This is a genomic window from Pantoea sp. S61 (assembly GCF_016625145.1).
Lineage (GTDB): Bacteria > Pseudomonadota > Gammaproteobacteria > Enterobacterales > Enterobacteriaceae > Pantoea > Pantoea rwandensis_B.
The window spans coordinates 182,363-203,075 of record NZ_JACVUO010000002.1 but is presented as its reverse complement, the minus strand read 5'-3'; the positions used below and the strand labels follow the sequence as shown (position 1 = coordinate 203,075).

Annotated in this window: 18 protein-coding genes and 1 other annotated feature; of the genes, 13 read left to right on the top strand and 5 right to left on the bottom strand. The window is 54.7% G+C overall.

Features of this window, described 5'->3' with window-relative positions; all coding sequences use genetic code 11:
• Position 1: 1 nt before the first annotated feature.
• Entirely contained in the window at positions 2 to 1,798 is a 1,797-nt protein-coding gene (atzF, locus tag IAE30_RS06270; protein ID WP_200678567.1) for an allophanate hydrolase, read from the bottom strand.
• Positions 1,799 to 2,054: 256 nt separating this feature from the next.
• On the opposite strand from atzF, the gene sltY reads away from it, so the two are divergent.
• Entirely contained in the window at positions 2,055 to 3,974 is a 1,920-nt protein-coding gene (sltY, locus tag IAE30_RS06265; RefSeq protein WP_200537406.1) for a murein transglycosylase, read from the top strand.
• 44 nt (positions 3,975 to 4,018) lie between these two features.
• Positions 4,019 to 4,342, top strand: coding sequence for a trp operon repressor (gene trpR, locus IAE30_RS06260; RefSeq protein ID WP_084933772.1), 324 nt, complete (start codon positions 4,019 to 4,021; stop codon positions 4,340 to 4,342).
• Here the strand turns inward: trpR and yjjX are convergent, their stop codons facing one another.
• Entirely contained in the window at positions 4,343 to 4,861 is a 519-nt protein-coding gene (yjjX, locus tag IAE30_RS06255; RefSeq protein ID WP_038649184.1) for an inosine/xanthosine triphosphatase, read from the bottom strand.
• Between the two features lie 51 nt (positions 4,862 to 4,912).
• Here yjjX and gpmB point away from each other — a divergent pair, with 51 nt between their 5' ends.
• Positions 4,913 to 5,560 carry a 2,3-diphosphoglycerate-dependent phosphoglycerate mutase GpmB gene (gene gpmB / locus IAE30_RS06250; protein WP_038649182.1) on the top strand — a complete coding sequence of 216 codons (648 nt, stop codon included), beginning with the start codon at positions 4,913 to 4,915 and terminating at the stop codon, positions 5,558 to 5,560.
• 187 nt (positions 5,561 to 5,747) lie between these two features.
• Here gpmB and robA read toward each other — a convergent pair whose 3' ends face one another.
• Positions 5,748 to 6,629: an MDR efflux pump AcrAB transcriptional activator RobA gene (gene robA / locus IAE30_RS06245; protein ID WP_034826193.1), complete on the bottom strand. Its 882-nt coding sequence runs from the start codon at positions 6,627 to 6,629 to the stop codon at positions 5,748 to 5,750.
• A 194-nt stretch (positions 6,630 to 6,823) separates the two neighbouring features.
• Between robA and creA the strand changes: the two genes are divergently transcribed.
• On the top strand, positions 6,824 to 7,297 hold the full coding sequence (gene creA, locus IAE30_RS06240) for a protein CreA (RefSeq protein ID WP_200678565.1): 474 nt from the start codon (positions 6,824 to 6,826) through the stop codon (positions 7,295 to 7,297).
• Between the two features lie 48 nt (positions 7,298 to 7,345).
• Here the strand turns inward: creA and arcA are convergent, their stop codons facing one another.
• Positions 7,346 to 8,062, bottom strand: coding sequence for a two-component system response regulator ArcA (arcA, locus tag IAE30_RS06235; protein WP_034826183.1), 717 nt, complete (start codon positions 8,060 to 8,062; stop codon positions 7,346 to 7,348).
• A gap of 609 nt (positions 8,063 to 8,671) precedes the next feature.
• Here arcA and IAE30_RS06230 point away from each other — a divergent pair.
• From IAE30_RS06230 to thrC, 5 genes are all read left to right on the top strand, one after another.
• The gene (locus IAE30_RS06230; protein WP_200678563.1) at positions 8,672 to 9,361 is read left to right on the top strand and encodes a tRNA/rRNA methyltransferase; all 690 of its coding nucleotides are present in this window, start codon (positions 8,672 to 8,674) and stop codon (positions 9,359 to 9,361) included.
• A 202-nt stretch (positions 9,362 to 9,563) separates the two neighbouring features.
• A complete protein-coding gene (gene thrL / locus IAE30_RS06225) occupies positions 9,564 to 9,635 on the top strand; it encodes a thr operon leader peptide (protein WP_128601299.1) in 72 nt (23 codons plus the stop codon).
• Positions 9,571 to 9,693: a sequence feature (Thr leader region), on the top strand. (Overlaps the previous gene by 65 nt.)
• A 26-nt stretch (positions 9,694 to 9,719) precedes the next feature.
• Positions 9,720 to 12,182 (top strand): bifunctional aspartate kinase/homoserine dehydrogenase I, encoded by a 2,463-nt coding sequence (thrA, locus tag IAE30_RS06220; RefSeq protein ID WP_200678561.1) that lies wholly within the window; start codon positions 9,720 to 9,722, stop codon positions 12,180 to 12,182.
• 2 nt (positions 12,183 to 12,184) lie between these two features.
• Positions 12,185 to 13,114 carry a homoserine kinase gene (gene thrB / locus IAE30_RS06215; RefSeq protein ID WP_200679082.1) on the top strand — a complete coding sequence of 310 codons (930 nt, stop codon included), beginning with the start codon at positions 12,185 to 12,187 and terminating at the stop codon, positions 13,112 to 13,114.
• Positions 13,115 to 13,117: 3 nt separating this feature from the next.
• Positions 13,118 to 14,401, top strand: a complete 1,284-nt coding sequence (gene thrC / locus IAE30_RS06210; protein WP_200678559.1) for a threonine synthase — start codon at positions 13,118 to 13,120, stop codon at positions 14,399 to 14,401.
• A gap of 63 nt (positions 14,402 to 14,464) precedes the next feature.
• Here thrC and yaaA read toward each other — a convergent pair whose 3' ends face one another.
• A complete protein-coding gene (gene yaaA / locus IAE30_RS06205; RefSeq protein ID WP_045816719.1) occupies positions 14,465 to 15,241 on the bottom strand; it encodes a peroxide stress protein YaaA in 777 nt (258 codons plus the stop codon).
• A 213-nt stretch (positions 15,242 to 15,454) separates the two neighbouring features.
• On the opposite strand from yaaA, the gene tal reads away from it, so the two are divergent.
• From tal to dnaK, 4 genes are all read left to right on the top strand, one after another.
• The gene (gene tal, locus IAE30_RS06200) at positions 15,455 to 16,408 is read left to right on the top strand and encodes a transaldolase (RefSeq protein WP_034826122.1); all 954 of its coding nucleotides are present in this window, start codon (positions 15,455 to 15,457) and stop codon (positions 16,406 to 16,408) included.
• Between the two features lie 123 nt (positions 16,409 to 16,531).
• Entirely contained in the window at positions 16,532 to 17,119 is a 588-nt protein-coding gene (gene mog / locus IAE30_RS06195; protein ID WP_038649159.1) for a molybdopterin adenylyltransferase, read from the top strand.
• 113 nt (positions 17,120 to 17,232) lie between these two features.
• Positions 17,233 to 18,534, top strand: coding sequence for an MFS transporter (locus IAE30_RS06190; protein WP_200678557.1), 1,302 nt, complete (start codon positions 17,233 to 17,235; stop codon positions 18,532 to 18,534).
• A 212-nt stretch (positions 18,535 to 18,746) separates the two neighbouring features.
• Positions 18,747 to 20,657 (top strand): molecular chaperone DnaK, encoded by a 1,911-nt coding sequence (gene dnaK / locus IAE30_RS06185; RefSeq protein WP_045816722.1) that lies wholly within the window; start codon positions 18,747 to 18,749, stop codon positions 20,655 to 20,657.
• The last annotated feature ends 56 nt before the right edge of the window (positions 20,658 to 20,713 follow it).

Below are 20,713 nucleotides of genomic sequence, written 5' to 3'. Positions count from 1 at the left end.
GTTATTTACTCCCCAGAGAGGCCAGCCAGTTGCGCCAGCCGCCGAATTCGGTAATTTCCAGCGCCTGCGACAGCACCGCCGGTTCACAGATAAACCCTTTCACCACGCGGCCATCAGCCAGCGTCAGTGAGCCAATGCCGAGCGGTGCCGGGATTTCCGCCACGAATTCGCCAAAGCGTGCCAGCGGGATATCCCACAGTTCCACGGTGATGGCGGCACCGCTGTCGCCGCGCAGCAGGCCGGGCTTCTTAATGGGGCCATCGAGCAGCGCAAACAGACGGTAGTGGCTGGCGGTTTGCGTCTCTTCCACCCACACCGCATCACGGGTGGTGAGTTGGAAATTCAGCGGCATGCCGGTGAGGTGCGCACCGACGACTGCCACGCGTACGTGATCGGCAGAGAGCGGGAAGGCACTGTGTTGAGAGGGCTGAGCTTTGCCGGTAGCGCCTAACGTCAGCGCCATCTGCTGCTGCCACTGAATGCCGAAGCCTGCTAACGCGCGATCTTGCCAGGCCGGTGCAATCAGGGTGATGCCAGCAGGCAGGCCATCAGCGCGGAACGGGCCAGGCAGCGCCAGCGCGCTGAGATCAGCGAGGTTAGTGAAGTTGGTGTAGGTGCCAAACTGCGAGTTGTAGTGTACCGGCTCCTGCTTCATCTCTTCCAGCGTGTGAATGGTCGGCGAGGTCGGTACCACGACCGCATCGAACTGCGCCAGGGTTTGCTGGATTTGACGCGTCAACTCAGCGCGCAGGTATTCCGCCTGATAAGCCTCGACTGCGGTGTATTTCAGGCCACTGCTGACAATGCCGTACACCACCGGGTCCATCTCTTCCGGGCGATTGATCATCTCACCGACAGCGACAGTGCGCTCGGCAACCCATGGGCCGTAATAAAGCTGTTCCGCCAGTTGGTGGAATGCGGTGAAGTCGATCGGATGCAGCGTCGCGCCGCCCGCTTGCAGTTGATCCAGGGCACTCAACCACGCCGCTTCGGCCTGCTTATCACCAAAGAATTCAGGCGTGGCGGGAATGGCGAAATCAGGTTGAGCCTTGAAGCTGGCAGGCGCGGTGTGCGGATTGCTGCGCGAGTAGGCATCTCCGGCATCGTAACCGCCTGCAGCGGTGGCAACGGCGAAGGCATCTTCCACCGTCAGAGCGAAGACGGAGATGGTGTCATTCAAACGGCACGCAGGCACCACGCCGCTGGCCGAGAACCAGCCTTTGGTCGGTTTCAGACCGACGATGTTGTTAAAACCTGCCGGGACGCGGCCAGAACCGGCGGTATCGGTGCCCAGCGAGAAGCCCACCAGGCCGCGCGCCAGCACCGAAGCAGAACCGGAGCTGGAACCGCCGCTCACATATTCGGGGTTAAAGGTGTTACTCACTGCACCGAACGGAGAACGCGTGCCGACTAACCCTGTGGCGTATTGGTCGAGGTTGGTTTTGCCGATCACCACCGCACCGGCTGCTTTGAGCTGTGCGACCACAAAGGCATCGGTTTCAGCCGTGTAGGTTAAGGCCGGGCAGGCGGCACTGGTCGGCCAGCCTGCCACATCGATATTGTCTTTCACCGCAAACGGCACGCCAAACAGCGGCAGTGCAGCGGGATTGCGCAAGTAGCTGGCCAGCAAGGGTTCAATTTGAGCCTGCAATTGAGCGGGCGAAGCGACATACAGCCAGGCGTTATCCTGCTGGTCGATGGCGTCGAGGTGTGCTGCCAACAAGGTGCTGATGCACTGTGGGTCCTGCTGGTAGCGGTGTTGCCAATCCTGAAGCGTGTATCCGAAGGTTGCTGCCATGAGTGAATTCCAACTGGTATACAAGATGGAATTCAACAGAGCAAAGCGCGTGCCATTTTTGTAAGTAAATGAATAGTTGTAGCTAATTGATATGACATAAGATTTTGTGATGATAATTTGCACATTCACAGCGCAGACGGTGTGCAATCACGGTGCGCCTGCGTAAATTTTGTGAAGAACATGGCAAGAGACCGTTGGCCTGGTTAGCATGAGTTAAGTCTGGCATGAGCTGGATCGCAGCAGAGAGGAGAGCAGAGTGGAGAAGTGGCGTAACTGGATGATAGGGATCTGTCTGGTCAGCACGGCCAGCAGCGTGTGGGCCGACTCGCTGGATCAACAAAGACAGCGCTATGCGCAAATCAAACAAGCCTGGGATAACAATCAAATGGACCAGGTCTCGCAGCTGATGCCAACGCTGCAGGATTATCCGCTCTATCCGTATCTGCAATACCGTTTGCTGGCGCAGGATCTCGATCAAGAGACGCCGCTGGCGGTGAAGAATTTCATTCAGCAATATCCAACGCTGCCACCGGCGCGTTCGCTCTCGACACGCTTCGTCAACGTGCTGGCACATCGTCAGGACTGGCAGGGCGTATTGAGCTTCAGCCCGGATGAGCCAAAACCGGTGCAGGCGCGCTGTAACTGGTATTACGCCAAGTGGGCTACCGGCCAACAGCAGGTAGCGTTTGATGGCGCGAAATCGATCTGGCTACGCGGTTCCGCGTTACCGAATGATTGCGATCAGCTGTTCTCGGTGTGGCAAGCGTCCGGACAGATGTCGCCGATTACCATTCTCGAACGTATTCGCCTGGCGATGAAAGCCGGCAACGACAGTCTGGTCAATTACCTGGCCAAAATGTTGCCCGCGGATTACCAGACCACCTCCAGCGCGCTGATTGCGCTGCAGCAAAATCCGCAGACCGTCACCACGTTTGCCAGTAGCCTCGGTCCGACCGATTTCACTCGGATGGCCACCAGTTATGCCTTTGCCCGCGTCGCGCGTGAAGACATGGATAATGCGCGCATGATGATCCCGCAACTGGTACAGGCGCAGAAAATGAGCCCGGCGGAAGAGCAGGATCTGAAGGAAACCGTGGTGTGGCGCATGATGGGCGCGGATCTGACTTCCGAGCAGGCGCGCTGGCGTGATGCAGTGGTGATGAACAGTGAATCCACTGCACTGGTGGAACGCCGTGTGCGGCTGGCACTGAGTCAGAACGATCGTCGTGGACTGAACACCTGGATCGCTCGTTTACCGGTTGAAGCCAAAGAGAAAGATGAGTGGCAATACTGGCAGGCCGATCTGCTGATCTCTCAGGGTCGTAAAGACGAGGCCGATGAGATCCTGCGTAAACTGATGCAGGCACGTGGCTTCTACCCGATGGTGGCGGCGCAGCGTCTTGGCGTGGAGTATCCGTTGCAGGTCGATCAGGCCCCGGCGGCGGACAATGCGGTAGTGCAGGGGCCCGAACTGGCGCGCGTGCGTGAGCTGATGTATTGGGGGTTAGATAACCTGGCGCGCAGCGAATGGGCCAATCTGATCTCCAGCAAAACCCATTCGCAGCAGCAAATGCTGGCGCGTTACGCCAACGAGCAGGATTGGTGGGATCTCAGCGTGCAGGCCACCATTACCGCCAAAATGTGGGATAGCCTGAAAGAGCGCTTCCCGCTGGCGTGGCGCAATCTGTATCAGCAATACACCAGCGACAAAGGCATTCCGCAGAGCTATGCCATGGCGATCTCCCGCCAGGAGAGCGCGTGGAATCCGAAAGCGCGTTCACCGGTCGGTGCCAGCGGTTTGATGCAGGTGATGCCAGCGACAGCAGCGCATACCGTGAAGATGTACAACATCCCCGGCTATGTGAACAGCAGCCAGCTGCTGGATCCGCAGACCAATATCCAGATTGGTACGCAGTATCTGGAGTATGTCTATCAGCAGTTCGATCAGAACCGCATCTTCTCCTCGGCAGCTTACAATGCCGGGCCGGGCAGGGTGCGCAGCTGGTTGAACAACAGCGGCGGCAAACTGGATGCGGTGGCGTTTATCGAAACCATCCCGTTCTCTGAAACGCGCGGCTACGTGAAAAACGTACTGGCCTATGATGCCTACTACCGTTACTTCATGGGCAAGCCGGATAAGATTCTCGCTGATGGTGAGTGGAATCGCCGTTACTAGCTGTGCTATGCTTCCGTACTCGTCAATGAGTACGGAAGCCCTTCATGAGCCAACCCCTTTCCTCCCAGCCAGATTCGGCTGAGCCTGTTGAAGATAACTGGCTGCGTTTTATCGATTTAATGCAGAACGCTTTCGCGGACGGTGTGTCGTTGCCTTTGCTGCAACTGATGATGACGCCCGATGAACGTGAAGCGTTTGGCACACGCCTGCGCATTATTGAAGAGCTGATGAACGGCGACATGAGCCAGCGTGAGCTGAAGAATGAGCTGGGTGTCGGTATCGCAACCATTACGCGTGGCTCCAACAGTCTGAAAGAGGCGCCTCCCGAGCTGAAACGCTGGCTGGAAGCGCGCTTAGGCCGCCATTAATTATTGCTGATACAGCGGATGGGTGAACGGGCAGAGTGCCAGTATCAGCGCCTGATGGTAAACGCTGGAGCGGCTGAGCAGGCCGTTGGTAAACGCACCGATGGCACCACCTTTCTGCTTAATATTATCAACGCCAGTTAAGCGCGCCATCTCGTGACCGAGTTCGTGTCCGGCGGCTAAGCCCTCCATGACAATCGGCGGCAAGGTGAAGCTGGCGGAGCGTGATTCGCCGCGCTGCTGGGCGTTTTCAATCACCATCCATGCAAAAGCACAATCGCCTTCGATACCGGCTTCAATCGCTACCCAGTAGTCAGATTCAGGACGCTGCAAACGCGCATTCGCCACGCGGGTACGTGCGCCAGTTCGCGTTTCGACATCGCTTAACGGCTGTGCGGCAACGCCGCTCTCGACCTCGACCCCTTCAATATGGCAGGATCCTTCACCAAAGACGTCGTTGAACGCCTGAGCAATCGCGCGAATTTTTGCCGGGTTGATGGTGGCTGCGACAACGTGGTACATAATTGTTTGAACCCTCAAGGCAAATTTGTCGCAGTATAACGGAAATTAAGCATGCTACAGGTCTATCTTGTTCGTCACGGCGAAACGGTATGGAATGCGGCCCGACGCATTCAAGGTCAATCCGACAGTCCGCTGACGGAAAAAGGTGAGCAACAGGCCCAACAAGTGGGCGAAAGGATGAAATCGCAGGGGATCACCCATGTGATTGCCAGCGATTTAGGCCGCACGCGCCGCACCGCCGAGATCATCGCGGATGCCTGCGGTTGTACGGTCACGGTTGATGCACGTTTGCGTGAGCTGAATATGGGTTGTCTCGAACAGCGCCCCCTTGATGGCTTAACGCCGGAAGAGGAGAGCTGGCGTAAAACGCTGGTGGATGGCACCCAGGACGGCCGCATCCCTGGCGGTGAATCGATGCTGGAGATGGCGACGCGCATGCACGAAGCGCTGAACGCGTTGCTCGAACTGCCAGCAGGCAGCCGCCCGTTGATTGTCAGCCACGGAATGGCGTTAGGCGTGTTAGTGAGTACGCTGTTGGGATTGCCGGCGCACGCTGAGCGCCGTTTGCGCCTGCGCAACTGCTCTATTTCACGCGTGGATCATCAGCAGAGCGCGTGGCTGGCAGCAGGTTGGGTGGTCGAGACGGCAGGCGATGTGTCGCATCTGGATGCCCCTGCGCTGGATGAGTTGCAGCGTTAATTGTCATCCGGTTTCGGTGCGCATGAATGCGTACCCTACAAATTCGTGGGGGTGTGATGAATACGCACTCTGCCAAATTGCGGGTTCGTGATCAACGCGCACGCGGTTAAATCGTAGGGTCGTCATTTATGACGACCTGCCGTGATTGAAGCCAAAAAAATGCCGTCATCATGACGGCATTTTCATATCAGCGATTCTGCTGCGGGCGAATCGGAATCAGGTATTCGCAACGGATTTCCGTTGGCGGCTCGCTGCGTTTCTTACCGCCATGCGTGAAGAAGCGCTCAATATCCTGACCCTGGCGACGCACCAGACCCAACGTTGGCATGCAGGTGCCGTAAAGCAGCAGGATAAACTCACCCAGCGCGCTGCGCGCACCGTTATAGGTAAACTGCACGTAATCCCCGGCTTCGAGAATCACATTTTGATTCGACTGCATGCTCAATGCCTGTTGATCGGCAGGCACTGCTGTGGTGTAGAGAATCTCCTGCTCGTCATCCTTTTCATGGCTGGCACGTACCTGATGCAGACCGTATAACACCGGTGGCACGGTATCGGTTTCCAGCAGGAACTGTTTCCAGAAGTGGATGCGCATTTCGTCACGGTAGCTGGAAATTTGCTCCAGCGTACAGGTATAACTCTGCGTTTGCCCGACCAGCACCGTTTCCGGCAGCGTGACAAACGTGGCCTCAGGCATGTGGTGATCGTCCAGACGAATCGGCGGACGAATGCCGAAGGAGTTCCATTCCGATGAGCGACGATACCAGGCGGGCGTTTGATTAAACTGCTTTTTAAACGCTCGGGTAAAAGTCTGCTGTGAATCGAAGCGATATTGTAAAGCGATGTCGAGGATCGGGCGGCTGGTCAGGCGCAAGGCCACAGCGGCTTTCGACAGGCGACGCGCGCGGATGTAAGCGCCGATGGCGTGGCTCGTCACTTCCTTGAACATACGCTGCAGGTGCCACTTGGAATAGCCCGCTTTCAACGCAACATTATCGAGTGAAAGGGGTTGATCCAGATGGCTCTCCAGCCAGACAAGCAAATCGCGAATGATACCGGCTTGGTCCATAAAACATCCTCATAACTCTCTGGTGGCGCAACTATGAAGTCGTCGAATAATAGCACGAAATGCACAAAAGCGTGGGGGCGGTTTGTCAATCGGCTGTGCTAAATCAATGCGGGTTACAACCCGTTTAGGTTTGGTTCCGGGTTCGATTGACAGTACATTACAGTCTCATCTATTCGATTGCCAATGGTAACTCAATGACAATAACTCGCTTTCTTATAATCACGCTTGCAACTTGTCTCTTCAGCGCGGGCGTTCAGGCCGAGGAGATCGGCTCGGTAGACACGGTTTTCAAGATGTTTGGCCCCGACCATAAGATCGTGGTGGAAGCCTTCGACGACCCCGACGTAAAAAATGTAACCTGTTATATCAGCCGGGCGAAAACCGGTGGGATCAAGGGCGGATTAGGTCTGGCGGAAGATACTTCCGACGCGGCCATCTCCTGCCAGCAGGTTGGGCCTGTAGAGCTTAGCGATAAAATCGCACAAGGCAAGGCGCAAGGAGAAGTGGTGTTCCAAAAGCGCACTTCTTTGGTGTTTAAGAAATTGCAGGTGGTACGCTTCTTTGACCAGAAACGCCATGCGCTGGTTTACTTAAGCTACTCAGATAAAGTGGTGGACGGTTCGCCGAAGAACGCGCTGAGCGCTGTGCCAATCATGCCGTGGCATTGAGGCATAAAAAAACGCCCTGATGGGCGTTTTTCTTTAACTGCAGCAAACTTAATCCTGCAATTCACCACAGAAGCGGTAACCTTCGCCATGAATGGTGGCGATGATTTCTGGTGTATCCGGGGTGGATTCGAAATGCTTACGGATGCGGCGGATAGTGACATCCACGGTGCGGTCATGCGGCTTCAGCTCACGTCCCGTCATCTTCTTCAACAGATCGCCACGGGTTTGAATCTTGCCCGGGTTTTCGCAGAAGTGCAGCATCGCGCGGAACTCACTGCGCGGCAGCTTATACTGTTCACCGTTCGGGCTGATCAGTGAGCGGCTGTTAATATCCAGCTCCCAGCCGTTAAAGCGATAGCTTTCAACCGCGCGACGTTCTTCGCTTGGCATCGCCAGATTCATGGTGCGCGATAACAGGTTGCGTGCACGAATCGTCAGCTCACGTGGGTTAAACGGTTTAGTGATGTAGTCATCGGCGCCAATCTCCAGGCCGAGGATTTTATCTACTTCGTTATCACGACCTGTCAGGAACATCAGCGCAACGTTTGCTTGTTCACGCAATTCGCGTGCCAGCAGCAAACCGTTTTTGCCTGGCAGGTTGATATCCATGATCACCAGATTGACGTCATTTTCCGTCAAAACCTGATGCATCTCGGCGCCGTCGGTGGCTTCATAGACCACGTAACCTTCCGCCTCAAAAATACTTTTGAGGGTGTTACGCGTGACCAGTTCGTCTTCAACGATAAGAATGTGCGGGGTCTGCATGTTTCGCTACCTAAAATTTGCCAACAAATCGAAAACAGGGCGTACGATGGCTGCGTTTACTGTTCATCAAAACAGCGTGCCTTACGCAACCGGTGTACGAAATAATCTTCGGAATACACCATCCATCTATGTCAACTTCAGTGTTAGCTCAGCCAGTCAGGATGAATATTTGCGTGCCCCGTGGGTATCGGACTGGCGCTTATCCTAACCGTATTAACAGCAACCTAACAGCACCAACAACAACCGATAAGCATAAAAACAACGCTTCGTTGACTTATATCAAATGCAAGTGTAGCACGTTAACACTTTTATGAAAAACTTCTCCAGGAATGCCAGCTTAGCTCACAAAAAGCAGCATTTTTGCTACATTTTGGCTGCATAACGGTAAAACTAAAACCTGCAGGAAATAATATTTTAATAATATGAAAAATAATAGAATTATATTAATTAAGCATGGAAATTTTAGTTATATCCCACAATATCTTCTCTCCATCGCTTTTATCCTCTTTTAACATCCTTAACATCTTATTTTCTCTTGTCCGTGCGGTTGGTATTTTTGCCACTGCGTGCCAACATAGGGCGAGTTGTTAACAGTTCGATGGAAAAATCATGCATTTCCCCCTGATCCTTGTCTCACCCGCCCGTCCGGAAAATATCGGCGCGGCCGCTCGTGCCATGAAAACCATGGGTTTTAGCGAACTGCGTATTGTTGCCAGCGATGCCTGGCAAGACCCGGCTGCGCGTCGTGTTGCGCACGGTGCCGGTGAGATTCTCGATAATGTCAAAACCTACGCCACGCTGAGTGAGGCGCTGGCCGATGTCGATTTCTCGGTCGCCACCACCGCCCGCAGTCGTGCGAAGTTCCGCTACTACGCCACGCCGGCGCAAGTCGAAACCATTCTGCAAGAGAAGCGCCAGTGGCTGAGCCGAATCGCGCTGGTGTTTGGTCGTGAGGACAGCGGCTTAACCAATGAAGAGCTGGATCAGGTCGATCTGCTGACCGGCATTCCGATGGCCAATGATTACCCTTCACTCAACCTCGGACAGGCGGTGATGGTTTACTGCTATCAGCTGTCGGCGCTGAATCAGGTCGCGGCAGAAGTGAAAGAGGTGGCGAACGAACACCAGCTGCAGGCGCTGCGCGAGCGCTTCCACCAACTGCTGGTGAAACTGGAGGTGAGCGATGATGCCAAAATGACAGACTGGATCGATCAGCGTATTGGCCTGCTGGAACAGCGCGATAGCGCCATGCTGCATCGCCTGCTACATGATGTAGAAAAAAAACTTATAGATAAATAATCGGTGAATATCGGTTTTAATAGTGACTGATCGGGAAACAGGGCGATCAGTTGAACGATCCCAATATGATTTACGCGCAAAAACCGAACTCTGCGCAGTCGCCTCAAAATTGCGGCTAAGACAAATTCGTTGACTTAACGTGCGCTTTGCTTTACTTCTGGAAGGCAGACGGACAAGACAAAGACAGACAGAAAAAATCTCAATGCGTAATCACAGCCTGAACACCACAATTATTATTACCACCACCATTACCACAGGTAACGGTGCGGGCTGACGCATACAGGAAAAACAAAGAAAAAAGCCCGCACCTAAACAGTGCGGGCTTTTTTTTCGGCAAAAATTCAGGAGAGCTTCAATCATGCGAGTGCTGAAATTCGGCGGAACCTCAGTAGCCAATGCGGAACGTTTTCTCCGCGTGGCAGATATTCTGGAAAGCAACGCGCAACAGGGACAGGTTGCTACCGTGCTCTCTGCGCCAGCGAAAATCACCAATCATCTGGTGGCGATGATTGAGAAAACCATTAGCGGCCAGGACGCACTGACGAATATCAGCGATGCCGAACGGATTTTTGCCGACCTGCTGCAGGGCCTGGCGGAGGCGCAGCCGGGCTTCGATTATGATGGCCTGAAAACCCGCATTGAACTGGAATTTGCCCAGCTGAAACAGGTGCTGCACGGCATCAGCCTGCTGGGCCAGTGCCCGGATGCGGTGAATGCCGGCATTATCTGTCGTGGTGAGAAGCTCTCTATCGCCATCATGGAAGCGCTGCTGCAGGCGCGCGGCCACAAAGTCACGGTGATCGACCCGGTGGAGAAACTGCTGGCTGTCGGTCATTACCTTGAATCCACTGTGGATATCGCCGAATCTACCCGTCGCATCGCGGCCAGCCAGATCCCTGCCGATCACATGATCCTGATGGCGGGATTCACCGCCGGAAACGAGAAGGGCGAACTGGTGGTGCTGGGCCGTAATGGCTCTGATTACTCGGCAGCAGTGCTGGCGGCATGCTTACGTGCGGACTGCTGTGAAATCTGGACTGACGTAGACGGCGTCTATACTTGCGACCCGCGTCAGGTGCCGGATGCGCGACTGCTGAAGTCGATGTCCTACCAGGAAGCGATGGAGCTGTCTTATTTCGGAGCAAAAGTCCTGCATCCGCGCACCATTGCCCCGATTGCTCAGTTCCAGATTCCTTGCCTGATCAAAAATACCGCTAACCCGCAAGCGCCCGGCACCTTAATCGGTGGCGAAGGCGAGCTGGATGAGAACCCGGTGAAAGGCATCACCAACCTGAATAATATGGCGATGTTTAACGTCTCCGGTCCGGGCATGAAAGGCATGGTCGGTATGGCAGCACGCGTGTTTGCGGCGATGTCGCGCACCGGCATCTCAGTGGTGCTGATCACCCAATCCTCTTCTGAATACAGTATCAGTTTCTGCGTGCCGCAGAGTGAGCAGGCGCGCGCGCGCCGTGTATTGGAAGAAGAGTTCTATCTGGAGCTGAAAGATGGCCTGCTGGATCCACTTGATGTGCTGGAGCAGTTGGCGGTGATTTCCGTGGTCGGCGATGGCATGCGCACCTTGCGCGGCATCTCCGCCAAATTCTTCTCGGCACTGGCACGCGCCAACATCAACATCGTAGCGATTGCACAGGGCTCTTCCGAGCGTTCCATTTCGGTGGTGGTAAGCAACGATGAAGTCACCACTGGCGTGCGCGTGGTGCATCAGATGCTGTTCGCCACCGATCAGGTGATCGAAGTGTTCGTCGTGGGCGTGGGCGGTGTCGGCGCGGCGTTGCTGGAGCAGCTGCATCGTCAGCAGGCGTGGTTGAAAGAGAAACATATCGATCTGCGCGTGTGTGGTATCGCCAATTCGCGTGCGCTGTTAACCAACGTGCACGGCATCGATCTCAGCAACTGGAAAGGCGCATTGAGCGAAGCCAAAGAGCCGTTCAACCTGGGTCGTCTGATGCGTCTGGTGAAGGAGTATCACCTGCTGAACCCGGTGATCGTGGACTGTACTTCCAGCCAGGCGGTGGCCGATCAATATGCTGACTTCCTCGCTGAAGGTTTCCACGTGGTGACGCCGAACAAAAAGGCCAATACCTCGTCGTGGAATTACTATCAGCAGATGCGTGCGGCCGCGGCGAAATCGCGTCGTAAGTTCCTGTACGACACCAACGTCGGTGCGGGTCTGCCGGTGATCGAAAACCTGCAAAACTTGCTGAATGCGGGTGATGAGCTGATTAAATTCTCCGGTATCCTCTCCGGTTCGCTCTCCTTTATTTTCGGCAAGCTCGATGAAGGCGTTTCGCTGTCGGAAGCCACCAAAATGGCGCGTGAAATGGGCTTCACCGAGCCGGATCCGCGTGACGATCTCTCCGGTACCGATGTGGCGCGTAAACTGCTGATTCTGGCGCGTGAAGCGGGACATCAACTGGAGCTGAGCGATATCGAGATTGAGCCGCTGCTGCCCGCTGAACTCACCGACATCGCTGACGTTGAGCAGTTTATGGCGCGCCTGCCGGAACTGGATGATGCTTTTGCCGCCCGCGTTGCCAAAGCGCGTGATGAAGGTAAAGTGTTACGCTTCGTCGGCGCCATTGAAGAAGGCGGCGTCTGCAAAGTGAAAATCGATGCGGTGGACGGCAACGATCCGCTGTACAAAGTGAAGAACGGCGAAAACGCGCTGGCGTTTTACAGCCGCTATTATCAGCCGATCCCGCTGGTTCTGCGTGGATACGGCGCGGGGAATGATGTCACAGCGGCCGGCGTGTTTGCCGACTTGCTGCGTACACTGTCGTGGAAGTTGGGAGTTTGATGATGGTAAAAATTTATGCACCGGCCTCAATAGGTAACGTCAGCGTCGGCTTTGATGTGCTGGGCGCGGCGGTTTCGCCGGTGGATGGCACCCTGTTGGGTGACTGCGTATCGGTAGAAGCGGCCGACAGCTTCAGTCTGGTGAACATCGGGCGCTTTGTCAGCAAGCTGCCAACCAATCCGCAAGAGAACATCGTTTATCAGTGCTGGGAACGTTTCTGCCAGGCGATTGGCAAAGAAGTGCCTGTCGCGATGACGCTGGAAAAAAATATGCCGATCGGTTCAGGTCTGGGTTCCAGCGCCTGCTCGGTGGTGGCCGGTTTGATGGCGATGAACGAGTTCTGCGGCAAGCCGTTGAACGATACCGAGCTGCTGGCCTTAATGGGCGAGCTGGAAGGGCGTATTTCGGGCAGCGTGCACTTTGATAACGTTGCGCCTTGCTTCCTCGGCGGTGTGCAGCTGATGATTGAAGAGAACGGTATCATCTCACAGGATGTGCCGTGCTTTGATGACTGGCTGTGGGTGATGGCCTACCCAGGCATTAAAGTCTCAACCGCTGAAGCACGCGCGATTCTGCCTGCGCAGTACCGCAAAGACGATGCCATCAAGCATGGCCGTCTGCTGGCGGGCTTTATTCACGCCTGTCATACCCGCCAGCCGCTGCTGGCAGCTAAACTGATGCAGGATGTGATTGCAGAACCTTACCGCACCAAACTGCTGCCGGGCTTCGCTGAGGCGCGCCAGGCGGCTGCCGATATCGGCGCGTTGGCTTGCGGTATTTCGGGCTCCGGTCCGACACTTTTCGCCGTTTGCAACGAGATGGCAACGGCACAGCGGATGGCAGACTGGCTGAGCCAGCACTATCTGCAGAACGATGAAGGCTTCGTCCATATCTGCCGTCTTGATACGGCTGGCGCACGTAACTTGGGATAACGCATGAAACTCTACAACCTTAAGGATCACAACGAGCAGGTTAGTTTTGCTCAGGCCGTTAAACAGGGCCTCGGCTCGCAGCAAGGGCTGTTCTTCCCGCTCGAACTGCCGGAATTCGAACTGACCGACATCGATGCGATGCTGGAGATGGATTTCGTCAGCCGCAGCAGCAAAATTCTCTCAGCTTATATTGGCGATGAGATTGCCGCGCACCAGCTGGCTGAGCGCGTGAAAAACGCCTTTGCCTTCCCGGCGCCAGTGGCGAAAGTCAGTGACGATGTGGCCTGCCTCGAACTGTTCCACGGCCCAACGCTGGCATTCAAAGACTTCGGCGGTCGTTTCATGGCGCAGATGCTCTCTTATGTGTCGGGCGCTGATGAGCAAATCACCATTCTGACCGCGACCTCCGGCGACACCGGTGCCGCGGTGGCCCATGCCTTCTACGGCATGGAAAACGTGCGCGTCGTTATCCTCTATCCGCAGGGCAAGATCAGCCCGCTGCAGGAAAAACTGTTCTGTACGCTGGGCGGCAATATTGAAACCATCGCGGTGGAAGGCGATTTCGATGCCTGCCAGGCGCTGGTGAAGCAGGCGTTTGATGACGAAGAGCTGAAGAAAGCGATTGGCCTGAACTCGGCTAACTCCATCAACATCAGCCGCTTGCTGGCGCAGATTTGCTACTACTTCGAAGCGGTGGCGCAACTGCCACAAGAGCAGCGCAATCAGCTGGTGGTCTCCGTGCCAAGCGGTAACTTTGGTGACCTGACCGCGGGTCTGCTGGCGAAATCACTCGGCTTACCGATCAAGCGCTTTATCGCGGCAACCAACGCCAACGACACCGTGCCACGCTTCCTGGGCAACGGTGAATGGCTACCGAATGCGACAGTGGCAACCCTGTCGAACGCCATGGATGTCAGCCAGCCGAATAACTGGCCGCGCGTGGAAGAGCTGTTCCGTCGTAAAACCTGGCGCCTGACCGATCTGGTGTCTGGCGCGGTATCGGATGAGACCACCAAAGCCACCATGCGTGAGCTGGCGGAAATTGGCTATATCTCTGAGCCGCACGCGGCGATTGCCTATCGCATGCTGCGTGACAACCTGCAGGAAGGCGAATTCGGTCTGTTCCTCGGCACTGCGCATCCGGCCAAGTTCAAAGAGAGCGTGGATGAGATTTTGGGTCAGGAACTGCCGTTGCCGAAAGAACTGGCAGGGCGCGCTGAGCTGCCACTGCTGTCGCATAATATGACGGCAGACTTTGCTGAGCTGCGTAAGTTTTTGCTGAAGTGATGCAAACAGGCGCGCATTGATGCGCGTCAAAGAGAGGAAGGTCGCCCTGTTGGCGACCTTTTTTTATTTCTGCTCGCGGCGCTTAAACACCAACTCGTTACCCTTGCTCTCGTCAGCCGCAAAGAAGTAGCCATCGACATCAAACTGTTTCAGCTGCTCGGGCTTGCTCAGGCGGTTCTGAATCACATAGCGGCTCATCAGGCCACGCGCTTTCTTGGCGTAAAAACTGATCACCTTAAACTTGCCGTTTTTCTCATCGAGGAACACCGGCTTGATCAACTCACCGTTCAGTTGCTTCGGCTTCACCGCTTTGAAGTACTCATCGGATGCGAGGTTGATCAGCACCTCATCGCCTTGCTCGGCCATTGCGTCATTCAGCTTCTGCGTCAGTAAATCACCCCAGAAACCGTAGAGATCTTTTGCCGCCGGGTTGGCCAGCTTGATGCCCATTTCCAGGCGGTAAGGCTGCATCAAATCCAGCGGACGCAGCACGCCGTATAAACCGGACAGCATGCGCAGGTGCTGCTGGGCAAAATCGAAATCTGCATCACTGAACGTCTCAGCCTGCAAACCGGTGTACACGTCGCCTTTAAACGCCAGAATTGCCTGTCGGGCATTGTCGAGCGTGAAGGGCGGCTGCCACTGGTTGAAGCGTTCGGCATTCAGATGTGCCAGTTTATCGCTGATGCCCATCAGTGAACTGATCTGCGCCGGTGAAAGATCGCGCGCAACATCGATCAGCTGTTGTGATTTTTCTAACAGTGTTGACTGCGTAAAGCGCTGTGTCGCCAGCGGGCTTTCAAAATCCAGTGTCTTCGCTGGCGAGATAACCATCAGCATCGTGTTTGTCCTTGTTGACCCGCCTGTTAACAGGGGATTGATGGGAATTAAGTTGCGACGAGTGTAGCAAAAAAGCTGCACGGATCGGCAAATCGCTCCCATTTGTTAGCGCTATCGTAATGAGGCACTTCGTGATGTTGCGCACTGAATTGTGCGTGATATTATCCCAACAGCCTTTTACACCCTGACAGTCAACCTAAGAGAAAGAGAACCATGACGGACAAACTTACTTCCTTGCGTCAGCTGACTACTGTGGTCGCCGACACCGGTGATATCGCGGCGATGAAGCTTTATCAGCCGCAAGATGCGACCACCAACCCTTCTTTGATCCTCAACGCCGCTCAAATCCCTGAATACCGCAAACTGATTGACGAAGCCATTACCTGGGCACGTCAGCAGAGCAGCAACAAAGAAGAGCAGCTGGCACTGGTTTCTGACAAGCTGGCCGTCAACATTGGTCTGGAAATTCTGAAACTGATCCCAGGCCGTATCTCTACCGAAGTTGACGCACGTCTCTCCTACGACACCGAAGCGAGCATCGCGAAGGCACGTAGCCTGATCAAGCTGTACAACGATGCGGGCATCAGCAACGACCGTATCCTGATCAAACTGGCTTCAACCTGGCAGGGCATCCGTGCTGCTGAGCAGCTGGAAAAAGAAGGCATCAACTGTAACCTGACTCTGCTGTTCTCTTTCGCGCAGGCGCGTGCATGTGCGGAAGCAGGCGTGTTCCTGATCTCGCCATTCGTAGGCCGTATCCTCGACTGGTACAAGCAGAACACCGATAAGAAAGAGTACGCTGCGCATGAAGATCCAGGCGTGGTGTCGGTGGCGGAAATCTACAACTATTACAAACAGCACGGTTATGAAACTGTGGTAATGGGTGCCAGCTTCCGTAACATCGGTGAAATCATCGAACTGGCCGGCTGTGACCGTCTGACCATCTCTCCGGGCCTGCTGAAAGAGCTGGCAGAGAGCGAAGGTGCGGTTGAGCGCAAGCTGAGCTATACCGGTGAAGTCAAAGCGCGCCCTGCGAAAATGACCGAAGCTGAGTTCTTCTGGCAGCACAACCAGGATCCAATGGCCGTGACCAAACTGGCTGAAGGTATCCGCAACTTTGCCATCGATCAGGGCAAACTTGAGAAGATGATCGCCGAACTGCTGTAAGGTGATTTACCGTGGCGGCAGCTGTCGCCACGGTTTTACGCTTTTCCCTCGACTCCGCTTTGTATTATCCTCTTTGCATCCCTCTTTATTTGCCGCCTTGCGGTCAACCACAGCGATAACTCAATGGATACTTTGCGTATTGGATTAATTTCCGTTTCCGATCGTGCTGCTAATGGCATTTATCAGGATCAAGGCATTCCGGCGCTGGAAAGCTGGCTCGCCGCCGCGCTGACTACCCCGTTTGAAATCGAAACCCGTTTAGTACCCGATGAGCAGCCGATGATTGAACAGGCGATCTGTGAACTGGTCGATGAACTGTTCTGCAATCTGGTGCTGACCACCGGCGGAACCGGTCCTGCGCGCCGCGATGTTACGCCCGATGCTACACTGGCAGTCGCCGATCGTGAGATGCCGGGCTTTGGCGAACAGATGCGTCAAATCAGCCTGCAGTTTGTGCCGACTGCGATCCTTTCGCGTCAGGTGGGGGTGATCCGCAAACAGTCGCTGATCCTTAATCTGCCGGGCCAGCCCAAATCCATCAAAGAGACACTGGAAGGGCTGAAAGCAGAAGATGGTGCAGTGAAAGTGCCGGGTATTTTTGCTGCTGTACCTTATTGTTTACAGTTGCTGGAAGGGCCCTACGTGGAAACCGATCCCGAAGTGGTAGCAGCATTTCGTCCTAAAAGTGCAAGGCGTGAGACAAACGTCTGAAAATCGCCGTTTTCAGGCATAAAATTCAGCGATACTGGTGTGGCGAAATATTGACGGTATAGTAACTCCAGCTTTACAACCACACTGACTTTGTCTCTGGATACCGCACGACTATGGATGCACATACAACGCGCCGTCTCAACGGCCAGGATTATAAAACCCTGTCGCTGGCCGCCCTCGGCGGGGCACTGGAATTCTACGACTTCATCATCTTCGTTTTCTTCGCCGCCGTAATCGGCGAGCTATTTTTCCCACCGGATATCCCAGAGTGGTTGCGTCAGGTACAGACCTTCGCGATTTTCGCCGCAGGTTATCTGGCGCGTCCGCTGGGCGGCATCATCATGGCGCACTTTGGTGACAAAGTTGGGCGCAAGAAGATGTTTAGTCTGAGCATTCTGTTAATGGCGTTACCCACGCTGGCAATGGGCGCACTGCCGACTTATGCCAGCATTGGCATCGCAGCGCCGATTTTGATGTTGCTGATGCGCGTGCTGCAGGGCGCCGCGATTGGTGGCGAGGTGCCGGGTGCGTGGGTCTTCGTGGCTGAACATGTGCCGGAAAAACGTATTGGTTTTGCCTGTGGCACGCTGACAGCGGGTTTAACCGCGGGCATTTTGCTGGGTTCGCTAGTGGCGACGGTGCTGAACACCACACTTTCACCGGCTGCGATTCGCGATCACGGCTGGCGCATTCCGTTTTTCCTCGGTGGCTTATTCGGCTTGCTGGCGATGTATCTGCGCCGCTGGCTGCACGAAACGCCGGTGTTTAAGCAGATGCAGCAGCGTAAAGCGCTGTCTGACAAGCTGCCGCTGCAAACCATCCTTGCCAGCCATAAGCGCGGCATTGTGATTTCGATGCTGCTGACCTGGTTGCTCTCGGCCTGCATCGTGGTGGTGATTCTGATGGCGCCCACGCTGATGCAGAAACAGCATGGCATCCCTGCAGCATTGAGTCTGCAAGCCAACAGTGTCGCTACCATTATGCTGCTGTTTGGCTGTGTGATAGCGGGCTGGCTGGTGGATCGCTTTGGTGCTGCGCTGACGCTGATTATCGGCTCATTGCTGCTGGCTATCTTTAGCTGGAACTTCTTCCATCAGTTGGGTGGTTCGCCGGAGATGCTGTTTGTCTGGTATGGACTGGCGGGATTGAGCGTTGGCGTGGTGGGTGTGGTGCCTTTTGTGATGGTTAAAGCGTTCCCGGCGGCGGTGCGTTTCACCGGCATCTCCTTCTCATACAATGTGGCCTATGCGATTTTCGGCGGTCTGACACCCATTAGCGTGACGCTAATGATGCAACTCACGCCGATGGCACCTGCCTGGTATGTGTTGGCGCTGGCGTTGATTGGTTTGCTGGTCGGCCTCTGGCTTCAGAGCGAAAAACAGCGATCGACACTGCTCAATCAGGTAAATGTTTAACTCAAGGCGCGTAAGCGCCTTTTTCTTTTCCGCATTTTTTTAAAAATATTTTAGTTTTAACCCTTGATGCGCTCTGAAGCGGCCCCATTTAGTTGTCATCGAGTGATGGCAGGCAGCAAAAAAAGCCTGTTACAGCAGTTGAAAAGGGTCAGTTTGACCGCACATCTGCTAACAACGCTAATTGACAAAGAATTTAAGTGGGAGACGTTTAGATGGGTAAGATTATTGGTATTGACTTGGGTACAACCAACTCATGTGTTGCGGTTATGGATGGTGGTAAAGCACGTGTGCTTGAAAACGCCGAAGGCGATCGCACCACACCGTCAATCATTGCATATACACAAGATGGCGAAACTCTGGTCGGTCAGCCGGCTAAACGTCAGGCGGTGACTAACCCGCAGAACACCCTGTTCGCGATCAAGCGCCTGATTGGCCGTCGTTTCCAGGACGAAGAAGTGCAGCGTGATATCAAAATCATGCCGTACAAAATCATCGGTTCTGATAACGGTGACGCATGGTTGAACGTGAAAGACCAGAAAATGGCACCACCGCAGATCTCTGCTGAAGTGCTGAAAAAGATGAAGAAAACCGCGGAAGATTTCCTCGGTGAAGCGGTAACCGAAGCGGTTATCACTGTTCCAGCTTACTTCAACGATGCACAGCGTCAGGCAACCAAAGATGCCGGCCGTATCGCGGGTCTGGACGTAAAACGTATTATCAACGAACCTACCGCAGCTGCACTGGCTTACGGTCTGGACAAAGGTCAGGGCAACCGCACTATCGCGGTATATGACCTGGGTGGTGGTACTTTCGATATCTCTATCATCGAAATCGATGAAGTTGATGGCGAGAAAACCTTCGAAGTGCTGGCGACCAATGGTGATACTCACCTCGGTGGTGAAGACTTCGACAGCCGTCTGATCAACTACCTGGTAGCAGAGTTCAAGAAAGACCAGGGTATCGATCTGCATAACGATCCACTGGCAATGCAGCGTCTGAAAGAAGCGGCTGAAAAAGCGAAGATTGAACTGTCTTCTGCACAGCAGACCGACGTTAACTTGCCATACATCACTGCAGATGCAACCGGTCCTAAGCACCTGAACATCAAAGTGACCCGTGCGAAGCTGGAATCACTGGTTGAAGATCTGGTGACCCGTTCTATCGAGCCACTGAAAGTTGCGCTGCAAGATGCAGGTCTGTCTGTTTCTGATATCAACGACGTTATCCTCGTTGGTGGTCAGACCCGTATGCCAATGGTTCAGGCCAAAGTCACTGAGTTCTTTGGTAAAGAGCCACGTAAAGATGTGAACCCAGATGAAGCAGTTGCTGTGGGTGCTGCGGTTCAGGGCGGTGTGCTGGCTGGTGAAGTGAAGGACGTTCTGCTGCTGGACGTAACCCCGCTGTCGCTGGGTATCGAAACCATGGGTGGCGTGATGACTGCGCTGATCAGCAAGAACACCACCATCCCAACCAAGCACAGCCAGGTGTTCTCAACCGCTGAAGATAACCAGTCTGCCGTGACCATTCACGTGCTGCAGGGTGAGCGTAAGCGTTCAGGTGATAACAAATCTCTGGGCCAGTTCAACCTCGACGGTATCCAGGCTGCACCGCGCGGTATGCCGCAGATCGAAGTGACCTTCGATATCGATGCCGATGGTATCCTGCACGTGTCTGCGAAGGACAAGAACAGCGGTAAAGAGCAGAAGATCACCATCAAAGCTTCTTCAGGTCTGAACGAAGAAGAGATCGAAAAAATGGTGCGTGACGCAGAAGCGAATGCCGAGTCTGACCGTAAGTTCGAAGAACTGGTACAGACACGTAACCAGGGTGACCAGATTGCGCACAGCACCCGTAAGCAGTTGGATGAAGCCGGTGACAAACTGTCTGCTGAAGACAAAGCACCGATTGAGTCTGCGCTGACCGAGCTGAACACCGCGCTGAAAGGCGAAGATAAAGCAGAAATCGAAGCCAAAATGCAGGCTCTGATGGAAGTGTCTGGCAAACTGATGGAACTGGCGCAGCAGCAAGGCCAGGCGGGCGCAGCAGATGCTGGCGACGCTTCAGCGAAGAAAGATGACGATGTTGTCGACGCTGAATTCGAAGAAGTTAAAGATAAAAAATAATTGCCCCTGACCGGGCGCGACGGCTGGCCTGACAGCCGTTGAAACCAGCACGGGCG

Bases quoted from the DNA above. Each gene is read 5' to 3' on its own strand.
- IAE30_RS06190 (WP_200678557.1), top strand. From the start codon at position 17,233: ATGGATGCACATACAACGCGCCGTCTCAACGGCCAGGATTATAAAACC.
- creA (WP_200678565.1), top strand. From the start codon at position 6,824: ATGACAATAACTCGCTTTCTTATAATCACGCTTGCAACTTGTCTCTTC.
- trpR (WP_084933772.1), top strand. From the start codon at position 4,019: ATGAGCCAACCCCTTTCCTCCCAGCCAGATTCGGCTGAGCCTGTTGAA.
- yjjX (WP_038649184.1), bottom strand. From the start codon at position 4,861: ATGTACCACGTTGTCGCAGCCACCATCAACCCGGCAAAAATTCGCGCG.
- dnaK (WP_045816722.1), top strand. From the start codon at position 18,747: ATGGGTAAGATTATTGGTATTGACTTGGGTACAACCAACTCATGTGTT.
- arcA (WP_034826183.1), bottom strand. From the start codon at position 8,062: ATGCAGACCCCGCACATTCTTATCGTTGAAGACGAACTGGTCACGCGT.
- thrA (WP_200678561.1), top strand. From the start codon at position 9,720: ATGCGAGTGCTGAAATTCGGCGGAACCTCAGTAGCCAATGCGGAACGT.
- gpmB (WP_038649182.1), top strand. From the start codon at position 4,913: ATGCTACAGGTCTATCTTGTTCGTCACGGCGAAACGGTATGGAATGCG.
- thrC (WP_200678559.1), top strand. From the start codon at position 13,118: ATGAAACTCTACAACCTTAAGGATCACAACGAGCAGGTTAGTTTTGCT.
- atzF (WP_200678567.1), bottom strand. From the start codon at position 1,798: ATGGCAGCAACCTTCGGATACACGCTTCAGGATTGGCAACACCGCTAC.
- mog (WP_038649159.1), top strand. From the start codon at position 16,532: ATGGATACTTTGCGTATTGGATTAATTTCCGTTTCCGATCGTGCTGCT.
- thrB (WP_200679082.1), top strand. From the start codon at position 12,185: ATGGTAAAAATTTATGCACCGGCCTCAATAGGTAACGTCAGCGTCGGC.
- IAE30_RS06230 (WP_200678563.1), top strand. From the start codon at position 8,672: ATGCATTTCCCCCTGATCCTTGTCTCACCCGCCCGTCCGGAAAATATC.
- robA (WP_034826193.1), bottom strand. From the start codon at position 6,629: ATGGACCAAGCCGGTATCATTCGCGATTTGCTTGTCTGGCTGGAGAGC.
- yaaA (WP_045816719.1), bottom strand. From the start codon at position 15,241: ATGCTGATGGTTATCTCGCCAGCGAAGACACTGGATTTTGAAAGCCCG.
- tal (WP_034826122.1), top strand. From the start codon at position 15,455: ATGACGGACAAACTTACTTCCTTGCGTCAGCTGACTACTGTGGTCGCC.